This window comes from Kitasatospora sp. NPDC048407, from assembly GCF_043200475.1.
Taxonomy (GTDB): domain Bacteria; phylum Actinomycetota; class Actinomycetes; order Streptomycetales; family Streptomycetaceae; genus Kitasatospora.
In genome coordinates, this window is record NZ_JBICXW010000008.1 from 1 (window position 1) to 15947 (window position 15947).

At 71.8% G+C, this 15947-nt stretch carries 14 protein-coding genes and 1 pseudogene; 6 read left to right on the forward strand and 9 right to left on the reverse strand.

What is annotated here, in order from left to right; translation table 11 throughout:
* Positions 1-40: 40 nt before the first annotated feature.
* The gene (locus tag ACGFWJ_RS17050) at positions 41-592 is read right to left on the reverse strand and encodes a tyrosine-type recombinase/integrase (protein ID WP_392950555.1); all 552 of its coding nucleotides are present in this window, start codon (positions 590-592) and stop codon (positions 41-43) included.
* A 133-nt stretch (positions 593-725) separates the two neighbouring features.
* Here ACGFWJ_RS17050 and ACGFWJ_RS17055 point away from each other — a divergent pair, with 133 nt between their 5' ends.
* Complete coding sequence (locus tag ACGFWJ_RS17055) at positions 726-1262, forward strand: hypothetical protein (protein WP_392950028.1); 537 nt, start codon at positions 726-728, stop codon at positions 1260-1262.
* A 155-nt stretch (positions 1263-1417) separates the two neighbouring features.
* On the opposite strand, the gene ACGFWJ_RS17060 is transcribed toward ACGFWJ_RS17055, so the two are convergent.
* The 6 genes from ACGFWJ_RS17060 to ACGFWJ_RS17085 form a co-directional block, all read right to left on the reverse strand.
* On the reverse strand, positions 1418-1690 hold the full coding sequence (locus ACGFWJ_RS17060; protein ID WP_392950030.1) for a transposase family protein: 273 nt from the start codon (positions 1688-1690) through the stop codon (positions 1418-1420).
* A 13-nt stretch (positions 1691-1703) separates the two neighbouring features.
* A complete protein-coding gene (locus ACGFWJ_RS17065; RefSeq protein ID WP_392950032.1) occupies positions 1704-2939 on the reverse strand; it encodes a low temperature requirement protein A in 1236 nt (411 codons plus the stop codon).
* A 156-nt stretch (positions 2940-3095) separates the two neighbouring features.
* A complete protein-coding gene (locus ACGFWJ_RS17070) occupies positions 3096-3338 on the reverse strand; it encodes a hypothetical protein (protein ID WP_392950034.1) in 243 nt (80 codons plus the stop codon).
* A gap of 69 nt (positions 3339-3407) precedes the next feature.
* Complete coding sequence (locus tag ACGFWJ_RS17075) at positions 3408-3722, reverse strand: alcohol dehydrogenase catalytic domain-containing protein (protein ID WP_392950036.1); 315 nt, start codon at positions 3720-3722, stop codon at positions 3408-3410.
* A 3-nt stretch (positions 3723-3725) separates the two neighbouring features.
* Positions 3726-4154, reverse strand: coding sequence for a nitroreductase family deazaflavin-dependent oxidoreductase (locus ACGFWJ_RS17080; protein ID WP_392950038.1), 429 nt, complete (start codon positions 4152-4154; stop codon positions 3726-3728).
* 190 nt (positions 4155-4344) lie between these two features.
* Positions 4345-4914 carry a hypothetical protein gene (locus ACGFWJ_RS17085; RefSeq protein WP_392950041.1) on the reverse strand — a complete coding sequence of 190 codons (570 nt, stop codon included), beginning with the start codon at positions 4912-4914 and terminating at the stop codon, positions 4345-4347.
* Positions 4915-5602: 688 nt separating this feature from the next.
* Between ACGFWJ_RS17085 and ACGFWJ_RS17090 the strand changes: the two genes are divergently transcribed.
* Positions 5603-7288 carry a CocE/NonD family hydrolase gene (locus ACGFWJ_RS17090; protein ID WP_392950043.1) on the forward strand — a complete coding sequence of 562 codons (1686 nt, stop codon included), beginning with the start codon at positions 5603-5605 and terminating at the stop codon, positions 7286-7288.
* Positions 7289-7717: 429 nt separating this feature from the next.
* Entirely contained in the window at positions 7718-8836 is a 1119-nt protein-coding gene (locus ACGFWJ_RS17095; protein ID WP_392950045.1) for an RICIN domain-containing protein, read from the forward strand.
* 171 nt (positions 8837-9007) lie between these two features.
* Here ACGFWJ_RS17095 and ACGFWJ_RS17100 read toward each other — a convergent pair whose 3' ends face one another.
* The gene (locus ACGFWJ_RS17100; RefSeq protein WP_392950048.1) at positions 9008-9295 is read right to left on the reverse strand and encodes a phage tail protein; all 288 of its coding nucleotides are present in this window, start codon (positions 9293-9295) and stop codon (positions 9008-9010) included.
* Between the two features lie 269 nt (positions 9296-9564).
* Between ACGFWJ_RS17100 and ACGFWJ_RS17105 the strand changes: the two genes are divergently transcribed.
* Positions 9565-12345 carry a SpoIIE family protein phosphatase gene (locus tag ACGFWJ_RS17105; RefSeq protein WP_392950051.1) on the forward strand — a complete coding sequence of 927 codons (2781 nt, stop codon included), beginning with the start codon at positions 9565-9567 and terminating at the stop codon, positions 12343-12345.
* Positions 12346-12538: 193 nt separating this feature from the next.
* Here the strand turns inward: ACGFWJ_RS17105 and ACGFWJ_RS17110 are convergent, their stop codons facing one another.
* Complete coding sequence (locus tag ACGFWJ_RS17110; protein ID WP_392950054.1) at positions 12539-13651, reverse strand: hypothetical protein; 1113 nt, start codon at positions 13649-13651, stop codon at positions 12539-12541.
* 175 nt (positions 13652-13826) lie between these two features.
* Here ACGFWJ_RS17110 and ACGFWJ_RS17115 point away from each other — a divergent pair, with 175 nt between their 5' ends.
* Entirely contained in the window at positions 13827-14153 is a 327-nt protein-coding gene (locus tag ACGFWJ_RS17115; protein WP_392950055.1) for a MarR family winged helix-turn-helix transcriptional regulator, read from the forward strand.
* Positions 14154-14579: 426 nt separating this feature from the next.
* Positions 14580-15281, forward strand: a pseudogene (locus ACGFWJ_RS17120) (LURP-one-related/scramblase family protein); the annotation flags it as partial.
* Positions 15282-15947 lie beyond the last annotated feature (666 nt).

The following is a 15947-nucleotide window of genomic DNA, read 5'->3' on the forward strand; positions in this document are numbered from 1 at the left end:
ACCCGCAGCCGCCTCGGACGCCTCACTCGCCAAGGCTTCCTCACCCAACCTGGACGAGGCCGCTACCAGAAACGGACTTAACGTCCACTGAGAGCCGGTACTTGGGAAACCAGGTGCCGGCTCTTTCTGTTGTGGTGTCAGCTGGTGGTCGCATGGTGGTCGCCCGGCCACATGGGCCAGTCCTCGGTGGGGTCGTCGGTGCGCGGGGTGCGATGGGCGGGCCGGGGCCGGTGGGGGCGCGGGTGCTGGCGTGCGGGGCGGCTGGCGCGGCAGACGCGGGTGCCGAGTTCTTCGCGGTCGGCGTTGTCGAGGATCCAGGCGATGCCGTTGACGCCTGCGCGGGCGGCGCGGGGGTGAGTTCGGCGTAGATGTTGGCGCTGGTGGACAGGGTCCGGTGGCGCAGGGTCTTGGACATGTTCGGCAGGGGGACGCCTGCGGCGAGGCTGAAGCTCGCGGCGAGGTGGCGCAGGTCGTGGAGGGCGGTGCGGGGGACGCCGGCTTTGTCGCAGAGCAGGTGGAAGTGGTCGAGGACGGTCTTGGGGTGCAGGGGGCGGCCGTGGCGGTGGAAGACGTAGCCCGTGGGGTCGGTGATGGCGAAGGGGCCGGTGTCGGCGAGGTCGTCGAGGGCGGGTGGCGGCGCGGTGGGAGAGGGCGACCCAGGTTCTGCTGTGCGGGGTCTTCGGGGTGGTGAGGAGGAGTTGGTTGTTGTCGACGGTGGAGAGGGTGTGGCGGACGAAGAGGACGCCCTCGGTGTGGTGTACGTCGTTCCAGTGGAGGGCGAGTGCTTCGCCTTTGCGCAGGCCGGTGTCGATCATGAGTTCGGCGAGGTCGGCGTAGAAGGGGTCGATGGCGCGGGTGAAGCGCAGGAAGCGGACGGTCTGGGCTTCGGTCCACAGGTGTCGGGGTGCGGAGGCGGGGCGGGGCAGGAGCGGGGGTTTGGCGATGTTGCGGGTCAGCCGGTCGGCCGCACCGTCCTCCAGGAGGAACCGACACTCCTCGGCGGCTCGACCGACATGGGCAACGTCTCCCACCTCGTGTCGAGCATCCACCCGATGATCGGCTACGACTGCGGCGACACCATCATGCACAACCCCGAGTTCACCCGCTTCGGCACCAGCGCGCAGACCGACCGGGCCCTGCTCGACGGCGGCCTGGCCATGGCCTGGACCGCGCTCGACCTCGCCCTCGACCCCGGCCACCGCACCTCCCTGCTCACCCGCCTGTCCGCCCGCCGCACCGCCGGGTCGGCATCCGTCGCCTGATCACGCCCACGACACCCCGTGGGGCCGGCCAGGTCCGCGAGTAAGGTGGCGGCCGCCGAGTCGACGGCCGCCCTGGCCGGGCACCCCTGCCAGCCCACGCCGCACACCCGATCCGCGACCTCCGGATTCCCGCCCGGCGCGGCCGGCCCGCGGCACTACCTCGGACCCCGCGCGTGGTGACCCGTGCCGAGACGGACAGCAGGGCGCGGGCGAAGGCGGCGAGGGCGTCGCAGCCCTTGCCCCGGTGGCCGCTCGACGATGATCCGGTGGGCAGCCGTGGTCGAGCGGCCGAACAGCGGCGCGAGCCGGCGCATCGTGAGGTTGGTCCGGTAGTGGACCGCGACCGGCAGAACCCTGTCCTCCAGCGACAGGGCCCAGGGGCGCCCGGGACTTGAGGCGGCCGGCGCGCGGCCGCCGCGGTACTTCACCGCCTGGAGGGGTCTATTCCCGGGCGGCTCTCTCCTGGCGGCGCAGGCGGTAGGTGACGGCGAGCCCCCACGGGATCGCGAAGAGCAGGACGAGGACGAGGCCCAGCACGGGCGGCGACGGCTGCGCCGCGGCGAGTGCGAGGCAGGCGAGGGCGGCCGCCGCGCAGGTCCGGGACAGCGCGAGGTAGAGCTCCCGCTTGGCGTGCCAGACCTGGAGGGTCGCGGTGACAAGCATGGTGCAGACCAGCACGACGGCCGCGCCGCCGCACAGCACCCAGGCCGTGGCGGCAGGGGTGCGGGCGGCGTGGGCGTGCTCGACCAGGCTGACCATCGCCGCGCCCATGGCGGCGACCGCGGCCGTGAGCGGCAGGTGCGCCAGCATCCACTCCACCGTGGCCGCCGGGGTCCGGCGCGGCTGCCGGCGGCCGACGAAGTCGAAGTACGTCCACCAGGCGCCGAAGCCGACGACGACGGAGATCAGCGCGACGGTCAGCGTGAGCGCGTCGACCGGCTCGGCCGCGAGCCCGCTGACCACGCCGGTCACGGTCTCGCCGAGCACGATGATGATGAGCAGCCCGAATCGTTCGATCAGTGCGTCCGTGACGGTGCGCGCTGCCGTTTCGCGCGGCGTCGCCCACACGGTCACGGCGGCGAAGCCGGCCAGGTAGGTGAGGTCGAGCAGTCCCCACGCCCAGACGCGGGCGGTGGCGGAGAGCAGCGCGCTCGTCCCGAGGGCGGCGGCACACAGGACCGTTCCGGTGACGAACAGCCGGCTGGGCCGGTGGAATTCGGGCTGGTCGCCGCGGGAGGCCAACAGCCACAGCAGGGCGAGTACAGCGAACAGGACGCCGGCCGTGACGGCGAAGGCGGCTCCCCGCGCACCGTCGGCCTCGGGGACGGCGGCGCCCAGGGGGACGAGGATGAGGATCTGCAGCAGGAAGGTGCTGCGGGCACGGGCGTCTTCGCGGCCGTGGAGTTCGTGGTGGAGGCTCCCGTTGACCCAGGCGATCCAGATCAGCCCGAACACCGCGGCGTACTCGCCGATGCCGCTCCAGGTGAGCTTCCCCGCGAGGTGATGGGCGGCCTGGGTGACCAGGGTGACCACGACCAGGTCGTAGAAGAGCTCCAGGGGGCCGACGACACGTTCGCGCGGCTGCTCACCGTGGGGGCGCGGCGGCTGCCAGAGCCGGCGGCCCAGCCGCCGGAGCATCGGCCACCCGGCCCGGTCCTGGGTGCTGTCGTCGCTCATCGGATGATCGGCTCCCTGGCTGGCGTGGGCCGGGTGGTTGCGCGGATCAGGGTGCGCTCGGGCGGGTCCCAGTCCAGTCGACCATCGGGCGGCGTTCGGTGAAGTACCGCGCGCCGTCCTGCTTGACGAATTCGTCGAGACAGCGGACGGCGGCCATCATGATCGCGCGCTCGGCGCCGGTGTGATCCGGTCCGCGACGCCGTCACCGTAGGCGAGCGGGATCACGCCGCGGCTGCGCAGCCAGTGGTGGTTCCGCTCGCTCGCCAGGCCGATGACGGTGGCCCCGGTGCGGCGGGCGAGCTGGACGGCGAGCGAGCCGACTCCGCCGGCCGCTCCGGAGACCACGACGGTCTCGCCCGCCCCGGGGCGGACTGCGTGAACCGCACCCCACGCGGTCACACCGGCGACGTACAGGCCGCCGGCGACCTCCCAGGGGACCCGCTCCGGCTTGCGCGTGAGGTTGCCGGTCTAGACCAGGACCAGCTCGGCCTGGGAGGCCCGCTCGTTGCTGAACCCGATCACCTCGTCACCAGGCCGGAACCCGCCGGCCCTGGGGCCGATCTCCTTGATGACGCCGGCGAGGTCGCTGCCCTGCCCGGACGGGAAGGTGGACGGGAAGATGTCTGCCACCGCCCCCCTGCGGATGGCCGCTTCGCTCGGGTTGATGCCGGCGGCCTTCACCCGGACCAGGACCTGACCGGCCGCAGGCACCGGGCGCCCCACCTCTTCGACCCGCAGCACGTCGATCCCGCCGAACCCGTCGTACCTGACCGCCTTGGACATGAGTCACGCCCGCCGGAGTTCGAGCACGGGAATGGTGCGAATGCCTTCCGTCCGCTGTGCGTAGTCGGCGAAGCCCGGGTAGCGCCGGGCCTGTTCGGCGTAGACCCGGTCACGTTCGGCGCCGGTCAACTCGCGGACGGTCGCCCGGTACGTCTCGGTTCCGCGTTCGACGCTGCCGGTGCCGGCGGCAGCCAGGTTGCGGTACCAGTCCGGATCGGTGGGGGCTCCGCCGTTGGTCGCGAAGACGTAGACGACGTCCGGCTCGGTATCGTGCGGGAGGTACATCATCGGGTTGACGTACTCCCGCCCGCTCTTGCGGCCGCGGTGGTGCACCAGGACCAGCGGAGCGCCCTCGAAGACCCCGCCGACCCGTCCCTCGTTCGCCCGGAACTCCGCGATGGTCTTCGCGTTCCAGTCGAGTGCTTCACTCATGTCCGACTCCTGTCCGGGAGGTATGGTCACTGAGCCCTACCACCGGCGAGGTGAGCGGGCATCACCGGATCGAGGTGATTCGCACGGCCGGGGGCATCGCGGCCCCACCGGGCCGGGTGCCGGGTCAGCCGGACCATCAGGCCAGCCGCCGACGACCGGTCCGGACGCGACCCCGAAGGAAACGCGCAGGCTAGGGGATCCGCCATTCCTGGAACTTGTTGGCCGGGGTGCAGGCGGTCATGGTGACCTGCTTGCCCGGGCCGTTGTTGGTCAGGCAGGTGTCTCCCGCCTGGAGGTAGTAGGCGCCCGAGGTGCTCGCCGTGACCACCGACCAGGTCGTCATGAAGCTGAAGCCCGACGAGAGTTGCACCTTCCGGTTCTGGGCGGGCCAGCCCCCGTCGCTCTCGCCCTGGACGAGGACCGGACCGCTCAGGTTGCACGGATGGAACTGGTACCAGCCGCCGGGGTCCGGCGCCGAGCGGACCCAGCCGTAGGCGGTCGTCCCGCCCATGACGGCCGCAGCGCCCGCCGACGGGCTGTCGGTGGCCAGGCCGAGCTTCTGACCGTCGGCCACGTTGACGATGGCGCCCCAGTTCGCGCCGCCGCACCCGGCCGGCACGGTCGAGGCGGGCGGCTTGGCCGTGGTCGCACCGGGAGCCGGATGCGGCGGGGTCTGCTGGTTGGGCGCGGCCCCGCCACCGCTGCGCGAAGATGTCGCCGTCGCGCTGGCCTCGCTCGGGTTGCGGCTGTCACCGGCCAAGACCCAAGTGGTGCATGGGGCGACGGGTTCGACTTCCTCGGCTTCCGTATCCGGTGGAAGCGCAAGATGAGGTACAGGGCCTTCTCGTCGAGCCACTGGTGCAGGTAGTCGGCGGTCGTCTGCCGGGGGTCGGTGATGAATCCCAGGGCGAGGGACTGGTTGAACTGCCGCAGCGCGATGCGGGCTTCGGTCTCGTCGGGGAAGCCGGCGCGGCGCAGGGTGCGGCGGCGGCGGCCGTGACGGGAGGGGCGTCGACGGCGAACGCCCAGCTGCCGTGGCCGGGGTCGGCAGACGGGACAAGCGATGCCGAGCCGGTGGTACTGGGCGCCGGTGCCACCGCTTCGCCGACAGTGGCTGGCGCGACGGTGGAGTCTCCGATGGAGGCGGGTGTGGTGTCGGGGCGTCCCTGGCCGATCGAGCGGCGGCCTCAAGGTGTGGACCTGGCACGAATGAACAGGTCCTCGTCGGTGAGTGTGAGGGCCTGTTGTCTCGCACCGGACGACCCGGCCAGGGGCCTGAAACGCACCGCCGGCCATGGGGTTCGCTTGCGGTCGGGCCCGAGGCTCCGGCAACACCAATCACTCGAAGGAGTGATTGGTGTGAGGAGTTGCCCCGGGATGATCTCGGCGAGGTGAGCATGGCGTCCGACACCTCGTCAGTCTCACTGCCACGGAAGGCGGGCACAGCCATGTCCATTGACGGCATCTCGGAGAACCCGTTCACGCTCAACAGCGACGACCTCGCCAAGCTGGACGCGATCCGTGAGGCGATGCTGGACCCCTCGCCGCGCCGGATCGGCCGCTTGGACCAGTGGGGCCTGGCCGACACCTACGAGGTGTACGCCGAGATCGGTCGGTACGAGGAGGTCTCGATCACCATGGCCGACGGGACGGTCCTCGACGCGGCGCTGAGCATGCCGCGCGACCTCGCGCCCGGGCAGGCCTGTCCGGCGGTCGTTCTGCCCGCCCCGCTGATCAGCATCGGGCACCGGGCCTACCTCGGCATGCTCCGGCGCTGGACTCTGGGCGGCTACGCCGTGCTGGCCTACAGCCAGCGCGGCCTGGCCGGCTCCGGGGGCGAGATCCACGTCGCCGGACCGCAGGACGTGGCCGATGCCGGCGCGGTCGTCGACTGGCTGGTCGGACAGGACGGCGTCGACCCCGACCGGGTCGGGTTCTTCGGTTCCTCCTACGGTGCTGGCACGAGCCTGCTGGCGGCCGCGAAGGACTCGCGCATCAAGGCCGTGGCCGGCACCAGCGCCTGGGGTGACCTGTTCGCCTCGCTGTACGAGAACGGGACCCGCCACCTGAAGGCCTTCGAGGCGCTCGTGCAGTTCTTCGGCGAGGACCGCTGCTCGAAGGAGTTCCGCGGCATCATCGAGAAGATCCGCGGCAACACCGTCGACGACGAGATCAGGGAGTTCGCCCGGGTGCGCTCGCCGAGGCACCACCTGGACGCGTACAACGGCGCGAACACGCCGATCCTGCTGACCACCGCCTGGCACGAGACCATCTTCTCGGTGCCCGCCGTCATCGACCTCTTCAGCAACCTGACGGGCCCCAAGTCGCTGCTCGTCCAGGTCGGCGACCACGGCAACGGTGAACTCCCCGGCCTGTTCGGCCTGGTCTCCAAGCCCACCGAGATGGCCTACCGCTGGATGGACCACCACCTCGGCGGCGCCGCCGGCGACGGCGCCACGCCCCAGTTCGGCATCCGCTCCGAGTACATGCACAACCTCCTGTCCGACCTCCGCCACGACAGCTGGGCGGACTACGCGCTGCCGCGCAAGCGCTTCCACCTCGCGGACGACGCCGGCCAGAGCGACGGCCAACTGTCCGACGGCGACGGGCAGTCCGGTTGGTCCCGCTCCGTGAGGGCCACCGGCCGGGGCACCGAGGCCGTCGTCGCCCCGAAGCTGGTCCAGACCGGCCTGGCCGAGCGGATGGGCCTGCCCCACCTCTGCAAGACCGCCGAGATCGACCGCGAGCTCGCCGCGATCTGGACCACCGCGCCGTTCGAGCAGCCCATGCGCGTCCAGGGCGACCTGGAGCTGCGGGTGACGGTGAAGCCGCGGGCGATGGACGCCACCATCGTGGCCTACCTGCTGGACTGCGACCCGGCCACCGGCAAGGCCGCCGTCATCACCCACGCCCCGTACACCCTCACCAACCAGCAGGCCGGGCAGGCCACCACCGTGACCTTCCCCCTGCAGCCTGCCCACTACGCTCTCGCCGGGGGCCGGGTGCTCCAGCTGGTCATCGGCACCCACGACGAGTTCTTCGCCGACGCCAACTCCACCCCGACCAGCATCGAGATCACCTCTCCCCAGGGGGCCGAGTCCTACCTCGACGTCCCGCTCTCCCCCTTGAGCTGACGCCCGCGCCAGGGAGGGCCCCGCAGCCGGTACGGCCCGTCAATCCGCAAGCGGACCGGATGCACCGGCGTCTGCGGGCCGGCCGGCCGTCATCTGCCACCTGCGGAACATCGGGCGCGGGTCGACGCCCCCCGGGCTCTGCGGATGTCGATGGCGACGGCACTGAGGCTGCGGGCGATCCCGGTGGAGTCGCCCGCGGCCCGTCTGCCGGTGCGGAGTTCGGGGGCCGCGGCGGGTTCGCGTGGCTCACCTTCCCCGGTCGAGGTCGCGGCGACGAACACCATCGGCTGCCGGTGCGGGCCCACCCGCTCGGCGGCCGACCCGCGGAACCGGGGGCGAGGGTTCCGGCGCGTCTGGCACCACCGCGTTCGAATCGGCAATCATAGTGTGACGCTACGTCATATCCCTTGTGTGGAGAGGGTGTTCACCATGGTGGCCGATTGGCCTGCGGAGGCGTTCGCGCTCCGCCTGCATCGCATTCCCGGCCTGGTGGCGGGTGCCGCGGCGGGAAGCCCGGGGGGTACCCCCGTGGTGCTCGGGCCGGAGACGGGCGGTGACGGCGAGCGGTGGGTGGCCGAGCGGTTCCGGGTGGTCCAGCATCGGATCCGGCACGCCGCCACCGGCCTCTACCTGACCGCCGAGGCATCTGGCCGGGGCGCAGCGGTCACTCTGCGGCCCAAGTTCTCCGACGACGGCAGTGATTCCTCGTACTGGCGGCAGATGTGGCGGGCCTACGTGCAGAGCGGCACCGGCCGGCTGATGGCGATCAACGACGCCTCCGACTGCCTGTTGGGCCTGGCCGACCCCGCCGCGGACCGGCCGGGCGGGCCGCTGGTGCTGGAGAAGGGTGCCGGTGCCCAGGACCTGTCCTGCACCGCCTGGGCTCCGGCGCCCTTCCCGCCGCCGGAGCCCGAGCCCGCTCCGGCGCCGAAGGCCACCGACCTGCCGGTGGGGACCGGCCGGGTCCGGGTGCCGGCCCGCCGCTACGAGAGGTACGGGCGGATCGTCGAGCAGATCTTCGGGGAGACGATCTTCCGGGAGGTGCCCGGCGAGCTCCTCGCCCCGGGCACGCGCATCGATACCTTCGACTTCGACCAGTACTCGCAAGGGGACTGGTACGAGGAGGGCCGGGAGGACAGCCTCGTGACCTTCACCGACAGCTACGAGCGGGCCGGCGCCGCGCGCAGGGCCTTTCACCGGCTGCCGGGCGAACCCGCCCGCTACGTGGACTCCGAGGAGGTCGACGTCCACTACGTCCCGCCGAAACTCGTCGCCCGCACCAACTTCCCCGCGGCCCTCTTCGACGACTACGACGGCGCCCTCGTCCGGACGCCGTACCGGCTGGCCAACGGCCACGGCTTCTACAACCGGCCCGAGCGCCGCGAGGGCCTCTACTTCCCCAAGCGTGACGGCGCCGGCACCGTCGTGCAGTGGAACAAGACCTGGATCGCGGACAACGACACCAGCTCCAAGGTGTTCCTCTGCTTCGACGGCCGCTACTTCATCGACCAGATGGACATCACCTGGGCCGACGACGAGAAGAGCTGACACGGCCCCCCGTCGGCTCCCTTTGGCGCGGTCTCCCGGGGCACGTTGGTGGCACGCCTGCGGGGACATGGTGGTTGGCGGCCGACCTCGCGGCGACCCCGACCTGTGCGGGGCGGCCCCGTCCTGTCGGCACGCCCTGCCGTCGCCCTCATGGGGACAGCGGCCGAGTCGTCAGTGGAACATGACGGCGAGCCGATCGGCGGACAGGACGACCTCGTCGACGGTCCCCTCGCCGTTCGTGCCGTCCAGGTTCTGGCCGGACAGCTTCACCGGGAAGGCGTCGGTGACGGTCCAGGTGACGGCCTCGGTGGTGCCGGACTCGTCGGTGAGGGTGATCGTGCAGTCCTCTTTGTCGACCTCGTTCTCGCTGACCGAGTAGAGCCAGGCGAACAGGGGGCTGTTCTTCGGGACGGTGCCGCGGCGCAGGGTGATGCTGAGGCCCTGCCGCTGGCCGGGCATCTGGAGAATGTTGCGAGCCGTCCTTGTACTGGATGTTCTCGACGCCGGCTTCCAGGCCGGACACCGAGGCGAAGACGCCGTCGGTCTTGCCGTCGCCGTCGATGTCGAGGACGAACCGGTTCGTCGGGACCGGGTAGTCCGCGTTGACGTATTCGGTGGTGGCCATGCCGTGCTCCGTCGGACCTCTGGTGATTCTCCTGCTGTGCGCGACATCGGGCGGGGTGGCAGCGTGGAAGGAGCTGGGACCCGGATGTGCGGGGATGGCCTGGATGAATGCAGCGGACGGCAATGCCGCTCGAGGTGCAGGACCGGGCGGGTCGGACGGACAGCGATCCGCCCGAAGCGGGGTGCGCTCGCGGCTGCGGGTGCGCACCGTTGCCGGGCAGGTGTTCGTGGTGCTGCTGGTGGTCGTGCTGCTGCTGGTCGGCGTGGCGCTGACGGCGCTCTTGCTGCAGGCCCGGCGGTCCGCCACCGGTGAGGCCGCGGGCCGCACCCGGGCCGTGGCCGTCGCCCTGTCGCGGGCCCCCGGCGTGGTGAGCGCGATGGACGGTCCCGATCCGACCGCGGTGCTGCAGCCGTTGGCGGACAAGGTCGTGCAGGAGGGCGGCGTCGACTACGTGGTGTTCGCCAACCCGGCCGGGATCCGCTACTCGGCCCAGAGCCCCGACCTGATCGGGAAGCACGTCATCGGTCCGTTCGAGCACACCCTCGCCGGGCCGACCACCGACAGCTTCCGGACGCCCGTCGGGCGGGTCGTCGAGTCCGGCGCGCCGGTCCACCGGCCGGACGGCTCGGTCGCCGGCGTGGTCCAGGTCGGAATCACCGTCGCCCACGTGGGCAGCGCGGTGGGCCGGCAGCTGCCGATCCTGATCGGCGGTGCGGCGGCCGCGCTCGCGGTCGGCACGGGCGGGGCGGCGCTGGCCCGGCGGCGGCTGCGACGCCAGACGCACGGCCTGGGCCCGGCCGAGATGACGCGGATGTACGAGCACCACGACGCGGTGCTGCACGCCGTCCGCGAGGGTGTGCTGATCGTCGGCGGGGACGGACAGGTGCTGCTGGCCAACGACGAGGCCCGCCGGCTGCTCGAACTGCCGCCCGACGCGGAGGGACGGGCCGTTTCCGAGCTCGGGCTCGCCCCCGCGCTGGCCGAGCTGCTGGCGTCCGGGCGGGCCGCCACCGACGAGGTGCACCGGGCCGGGGACAGGCTGCTCGCCGTCAACAACCGCCCCACCGCACCGTTCGGCGGAGAGCCGGGCAGCGTCGCGACCGTCCGTGACACCACCGAACTGCGCGCACTGGCCGGGCAGGCCGAGACCGCGCGGGCCAGACTGCAACTGCTCTACGACGCCGGGCTGCGGGTCGGCACCACCCTGGACGTGGCGCGGACCGCGCAGGAGCTGGCCGACGTGGCCGTTCCCGGTTTCGCGGACTTCGCCACGGTCGAGCTGGCCGACGCCGTGCTGAACGGTGAGGAGCCCCCGGACCCGGGCACCGCGCAGGGCCTGTGGATCCGCCGCGTCGCGGTCGGCGGCGTCGACGAGGACTGGCCGTTCTTCCCGATCGGCTCGCGGCTCGACCCGCGCCCCGGCACCCCGGAGGAGATCGCGCTGGACACCGGGCGCGCCGCGCTCGTCGCCGACCTGCGCGGGTCCGACGCCTGGCGGGCGCGGAGCCCGGAGGCGGCCGACCGGGTGCTCTCGTACGGGGTCCACTCGCTGATCTGCGCACCCCTTCGGGCCCGCGGCACGACCCTGGGCACGGTCCACTTCTGGCGGGCGGGGTCGCCACCGTTCGAGGAGGACGACCTCTCCTTCGCCGACGAGCTGGCCGCCCGCGCGGCAGTCTGCCTCGACAACGCCCGCCGGTACACCCGCGAGCGCACGATGGCCGAGGCGTTGCAGCGCAGCCTGCTGCCCGGAGCACTGCCCGAGCAGAGCGCCCTGGAGGCGGCCTACCGCTACCTGCCGGCGCTGCACGGGGTGGGAGGGGACTGGTTCGACGTCGTTCCGCTGCCCGGCTTCCGCGTCGCGCTCGTCGTCGGGGACGTCGTCGGCCACGGCCTGCACGCTGCCGCCACCATGGGCCGCCTGCGCACGGCCGTCCTCAACCTCTCCGCCCTCGACCTGCCCCCGGACGAACTGCTCGCCCGCCTCGACGAACTGGTCACCCGCCTCGACCCGGCGGAGAACTCCGGGGGAGAGCGGGACATCGGGGGCCAGGGCGAGCGGGCGGCCGTCACGGGCGCCACCTGTCTGTACGCGATCTACGATCCGACGTCCGGCGAATGCACCATGGCGCGGGCCGGACATCCACCGCCGGTGCTGGTGGAGCCCGACGGCAGCGCCGAGTTCGTCGACCTGCCGGCCGGGCCGCCGCTCGGCGTGGGCGGACTGCCCTTCGAAACCGCCGACCTGCGGCTGGCCCCCGGAACCGCCCTGGTGCTCTACACCGACGGGCTGGTCGAGAACCGCGACCGCGACCTGGGAACCGGACTGGAGGCACTGCGCCGCTCCCTGGCCGGCGCCGACGTCCGGCACTCCCCGGACGACATCTGCCGGGCCGTGTCCGACGCGCTGGTGCCGCCGCGCCCCACCGACGACATCGCGCTCCTGGTCGCGCGCACCCGGCTGCTCGAAGCCGACCAGGTGGCCAGCTGGGACGTGCCGTTCGACTTCGCCTCGGTGTCACGCATCCGGAAGGAGTGCGCCGACCGACTGGCCGCCTGGGGACTGGAGGACCTGTCCTTCACCGCCGAGCTGATCCTCAGCGAGCTGATCACCAACGCCATCCGCTACGGCACCGAGCCGGTCCGGGTCCGCATGCTGCGCGACAGCAGCCTCGTCCACGAGGTCTCGGACGGCAGCAGCACCGCCCCGCACCTGCGCTACGCCGCCACCACGGACGAGGGCGGCCGGGGCTTGTTCCTGGTGGCGCAGACGGCCGAGCGGTGGGGGACCAGGTACGCGGCCCGGGGCAAGGTCATCTGGGCCGAACAGTCGCTGGTCGCGCCGGAGTTCCGGTTCGAGGGCTTCGGCGAGCTGCACCTGTGAGCCCGCGAACGCCCGGAACGCCGACACGCGTCGGCGTGAGGAGACCGTGCCGCCGGCGCTGCGGGCCGCGCGCCGTGAATTCTCCGGTGTCGAGGAATCCACTCGGTTGCTGTCGATCCGTCAGCGAGAAGGACTCGTTGCCCGTCTTGCGGAGGGATGCGCCGTCCCTTGGGCATTCAGCGGCGCGCTCGCGTCAGACCGCGACGGTCTCCTCCAGTTCCTCCAGCTCGTCCTCGGCGAGTTCGTCGGACCTGGGCTCCGCCGTCGGACCGGTCACCGCGGCAGTCCGCTGCCGCTGCTCGTAGATACCGGCGGCGACGAGCAGCGCCAGTCCGACCACGAGCCACAGCGCGAGCGAGAGCACCCGCCCGCCGAGGCCCGCGCCACCGTCGAAGTACAGGATGCTGCGCGCGCCTTCGATGAATCCGGCGCCGTTCCAGAATCCGTGCAGCGCGCCGAAGAAGCCGTTCTGCAGCTCGGGACGGTAGATGCCGCCGGAGGTGGTGAAGTTGAGCATCACGAACAGCACCATCATGGTCAGCGTGGTCCACCGCTTGAGGAAGGCGTGCAGGCCGGTGCCGATGGCGACGATGCCCGCCGAGTAGAGCCAGCCGAGCGCCCAGATCGCGACCTGCTGGTGGTCGACGATGTGGAACACGGGTCCCGCGGTGACGATCCCGATCGCGCTGACGACGAGCGAGGTCGCCAGCCCGACCAGTGCACGCACTCGGATGCCGAGGGCCGCGCCTGCCGTGCCGATCACCGCCACGCTGGCGTAGGAGCCGATGCTGAGGGCGACCAGGAGAAAGAAGATCCCCTGCCCCGTCGGGTCGCCGGCCGCGAGCGGGGCCACGTCGGTGACGGCCAGCGGCACGCCCTGGTGCGCGGCGACGGGCTGGAACACCGCCTCCGCGGCCATCGCGGAGGTGTCGGAGTTGCCCTTGGCGACGAGCAGTTCCGGACGGTTGGCGTCGGGGACGTACGCGCCGACGAGGTCCCGGTCGCGCAGCTGCTGCTCGGCGCTCTGCCGGTCGGGCAGGGTGGTGACGTCGAGCGCGTCGCCCGCCCGGTCCTTGAGGGTCTGCGCCAGCACCTGGTCCGGCGCGGTGGTGCCCACCACGGCGACCTTCAGGTGGTGGGGCTCCGGCTGGTGGAAGGCGCCCTGGTAGGCGAGCGCCATGCCCAGGCACATCAGTAGCGGCGTGAGCAGGTGCACGGCCAGGTGCCCGATGCTGTGCCAGCGGTTCGGTGCGGCGTGGTGGGTGGCGGTGGGCTGGGCCGATTCGGCCCCGTCTGATGTCTTCATGCTCGGGCGGTCCGTCCTGGTGGCGATGGCGTGTTGTTGGTAAATGCAACCAATGAGATGTACTATACAACCAGCGAATGCCCCAACCTTCGAGGAGACCCTGCAGTCGATCCAGCGGGAGCTGACGGCCTTCGCCCGGCGTTCCCGCAGCCGCGCCGGGGGCCTTTACCCCGGAATGTCGCTGGTCGCCCGCAGCATGCTCGACGTCATGACCGAGCGCGGCGACTGCCGGGCGACGGACCTAGCCACCTACTTCATGCTCGACAAATCGACCGCCGGCCGGCAGGTCGGCGCGCTCGAGAAGCTGGGGCTGGTGGTTCGTGAGACCGATCCCGACGACCATCGCGGCCAGATCCTGCGCCCCTCGACTGCCGGCCGCAAGGTCGGGGAGCAGGCCAACGAGTACCGCCGCCTGGCCTTTCTGGAGCGCCTCGCGGATTGGGCGGAAGAGGATCTCCAGCAGTTCAGTCGTCATCTTGAGCGCTACAACGCGGCCGCCTGACCGGACCCGACGCGTCCGAGCGAACGGCGAGGTCACGGCCTGATTCGATGGCTTGCGTCTGCCTCCGAGCTCAGCGGCTCGCGGTCGATCGCGACGGTCGCCGCAGCGAACCCGGTGACTTTCACCCGGCGGAACAGCGGGGTGGTGCGACGGGTGGCCGGCTGCCCGTGACGGACCGTCGCCGAGCAGGGTCTCGACAGCCGGGCCGGCCTGCTGCGAGGCAGGCCATCGTCCGCGCGCGATCAGTGGATGTGATGTCGGCCACGCCCACCGTGTCGAGTGTCGGCCGGCGTTCACAACGCCCAAACCCGCAGGTCGAATTCACCACTCGATGCCCCGGACGAGCCCGGCGGCCGTCCGAAATGATCTAGCTACCCACCGGGGATTGGCCCTAGCCTGCCCGCCATGTCCCAGAATACGAACACCCCGGGTTTCCCCGGGCAGCCGGCCGCTCCGGTCGGCGACTCCGCCAAGGTGCAGCGCCAGGTGCAGCAGCAGGCGGGCGTCGGGCCGGTCCTCGGTGGCGGCGGCACTCTCTTCTCCGAGCCCGTTCTGGTGGTGAACCAGAAGGTCAAGCTGATCGAGCTGACCAACGAGTACGCGGTCTTCGATCAGCGGGGCGCCACGCTGGGCTCGGTGGTTCAGGTCGGCCAGAGCGGCCTGCGCAAGGTGCTCCGGCTGCTCTCCTCCGTCGACCAGTGCCTGACCCACAAGCTGGAGATCCGTGACGCGCACGGCACCCCGGTGCTGCTGCTGACCCGTCCGGCGAAGATCATCAGGTAGCGGGTGATCGTGCAGCGGCCGGACGGCCAGGAGGTCGGCCAGATCATTCAGCAGAACGTCCTCGGGAAGATCAACTTCGCGATGGAGGTCGGCGGCCGGAGGGTCGGCGCCATCAAGGCGGAGAACTGGCGGGCCTGGAACTTCTCCATCGTCGACGAGACGGACACCGAGGTCGCCCGGATCACCAAGACCTGGGAAGGCCTGGCGAAGACGATGTTCACCACGGCCGACAACTACGTGCTCCAGATCCACCGCCCGCTCCCCGACCCGCTGATCAGCCTCGTCGTGGCGACCGCGCTCACCGTGGACACCGCGCTGAAGCAGGACACCCGCGGCCTCGGCTGACCGCGAACCGTACGTGTGCGGAGCCCCGCCCCCGATCGGGCGGCTTCCAGGGGTGGGGCCCCCGTTGAGGAAAAGCCCGAGCGCCGTGGGGCGGCCGGGGAAGGCCGCTTCGCCGCGCCGGCTTCCCGTTGCCGATGACGGCGAGTGTCCAGTTGACGTGGAGCGTGCGGTCCATGAGGCGCACGTCGGACCAGCGCAGGGCGGGGGCCTCGCCACGGCGCATCCCCGTGCCGAGCATCACCTCCAACAGGTCGGTGAGCCGGTCCTCGTGCACGCCCCGGTAGCCGGCACCCAGCACCCGCGCCATCTCCCTCGCGGCCTCCGCCCGGCCGGCGAACCCACCCCCGCCGCCGAGTCCTACATTTGCCGTCCTCCCGGGTCAGATCCACCGCATACGTCCACCGGCCATGCGCCGTATCGGCGGCCAGCCGCGGACACCGCGAACCCAACTGCCTCCCGCTGTTGCCGTCCTTGCGCCCGCACCTGCGGTAAACCCGACCACGCTTGGGGCACTTCACCAGCGGCACCCTCGGAACGCCAACAGGCTCCGGACGTGCATCAGACTCGCCCCGGGTCGGCGTCGAGCCGTCGCCCGGCTCCCGGGGGGTGCCTCTATGTGTTTGGTCAAGAGGCCGGTGGCTGTCGGGAGGTGATCTGACACCCTGG

What these genes read in the sequence shown, in the direction of transcription:
- ACGFWJ_RS17065 (WP_392950032.1), bottom strand. Translation starts at nt 2,939, where the DNA reads ATGAGCGACGACAGCACCCAGGACCGGGCCGGGTGGCCGATGCTCCGG.
- ACGFWJ_RS17090 (WP_392950043.1), top strand. Translation starts at nt 5,603, where the DNA reads ATGTCCATTGACGGCATCTCGGAGAACCCGTTCACGCTCAACAGCGAC.
- ACGFWJ_RS17115 (WP_392950055.1), top strand. Translation starts at nt 13,827, where the DNA reads ATGTCGCTGGTCGCCCGCAGCATGCTCGACGTCATGACCGAGCGCGGC.
- ACGFWJ_RS17110 (WP_392950054.1), bottom strand. Translation starts at nt 13,651, where the DNA reads ATGAAGACATCAGACGGGGCCGAATCGGCCCAGCCCACCGCCACCCAC.
- ACGFWJ_RS17095 (WP_392950045.1), top strand. Translation starts at nt 7,718, where the DNA reads ATGGTGGCCGATTGGCCTGCGGAGGCGTTCGCGCTCCGCCTGCATCGC.
- ACGFWJ_RS17100 (WP_392950048.1), bottom strand. Translation starts at nt 9,295, where the DNA reads ATGCCCGGCCAGCGGCAGGGCCTCAGCATCACCCTGCGCCGCGGCACC.
- ACGFWJ_RS17105 (WP_392950051.1), top strand. Translation starts at nt 9,565, where the DNA reads ATGAATGCAGCGGACGGCAATGCCGCTCGAGGTGCAGGACCGGGCGGG.
- ACGFWJ_RS17075 (WP_392950036.1), bottom strand. Translation starts at nt 3,722, where the DNA reads ATGTCCAAGGCGGTCAGGTACGACGGGTTCGGCGGGATCGACGTGCTG.
- ACGFWJ_RS17080 (WP_392950038.1), bottom strand. Translation starts at nt 4,154, where the DNA reads ATGAGTGAAGCACTCGACTGGAACGCGAAGACCATCGCGGAGTTCCGG.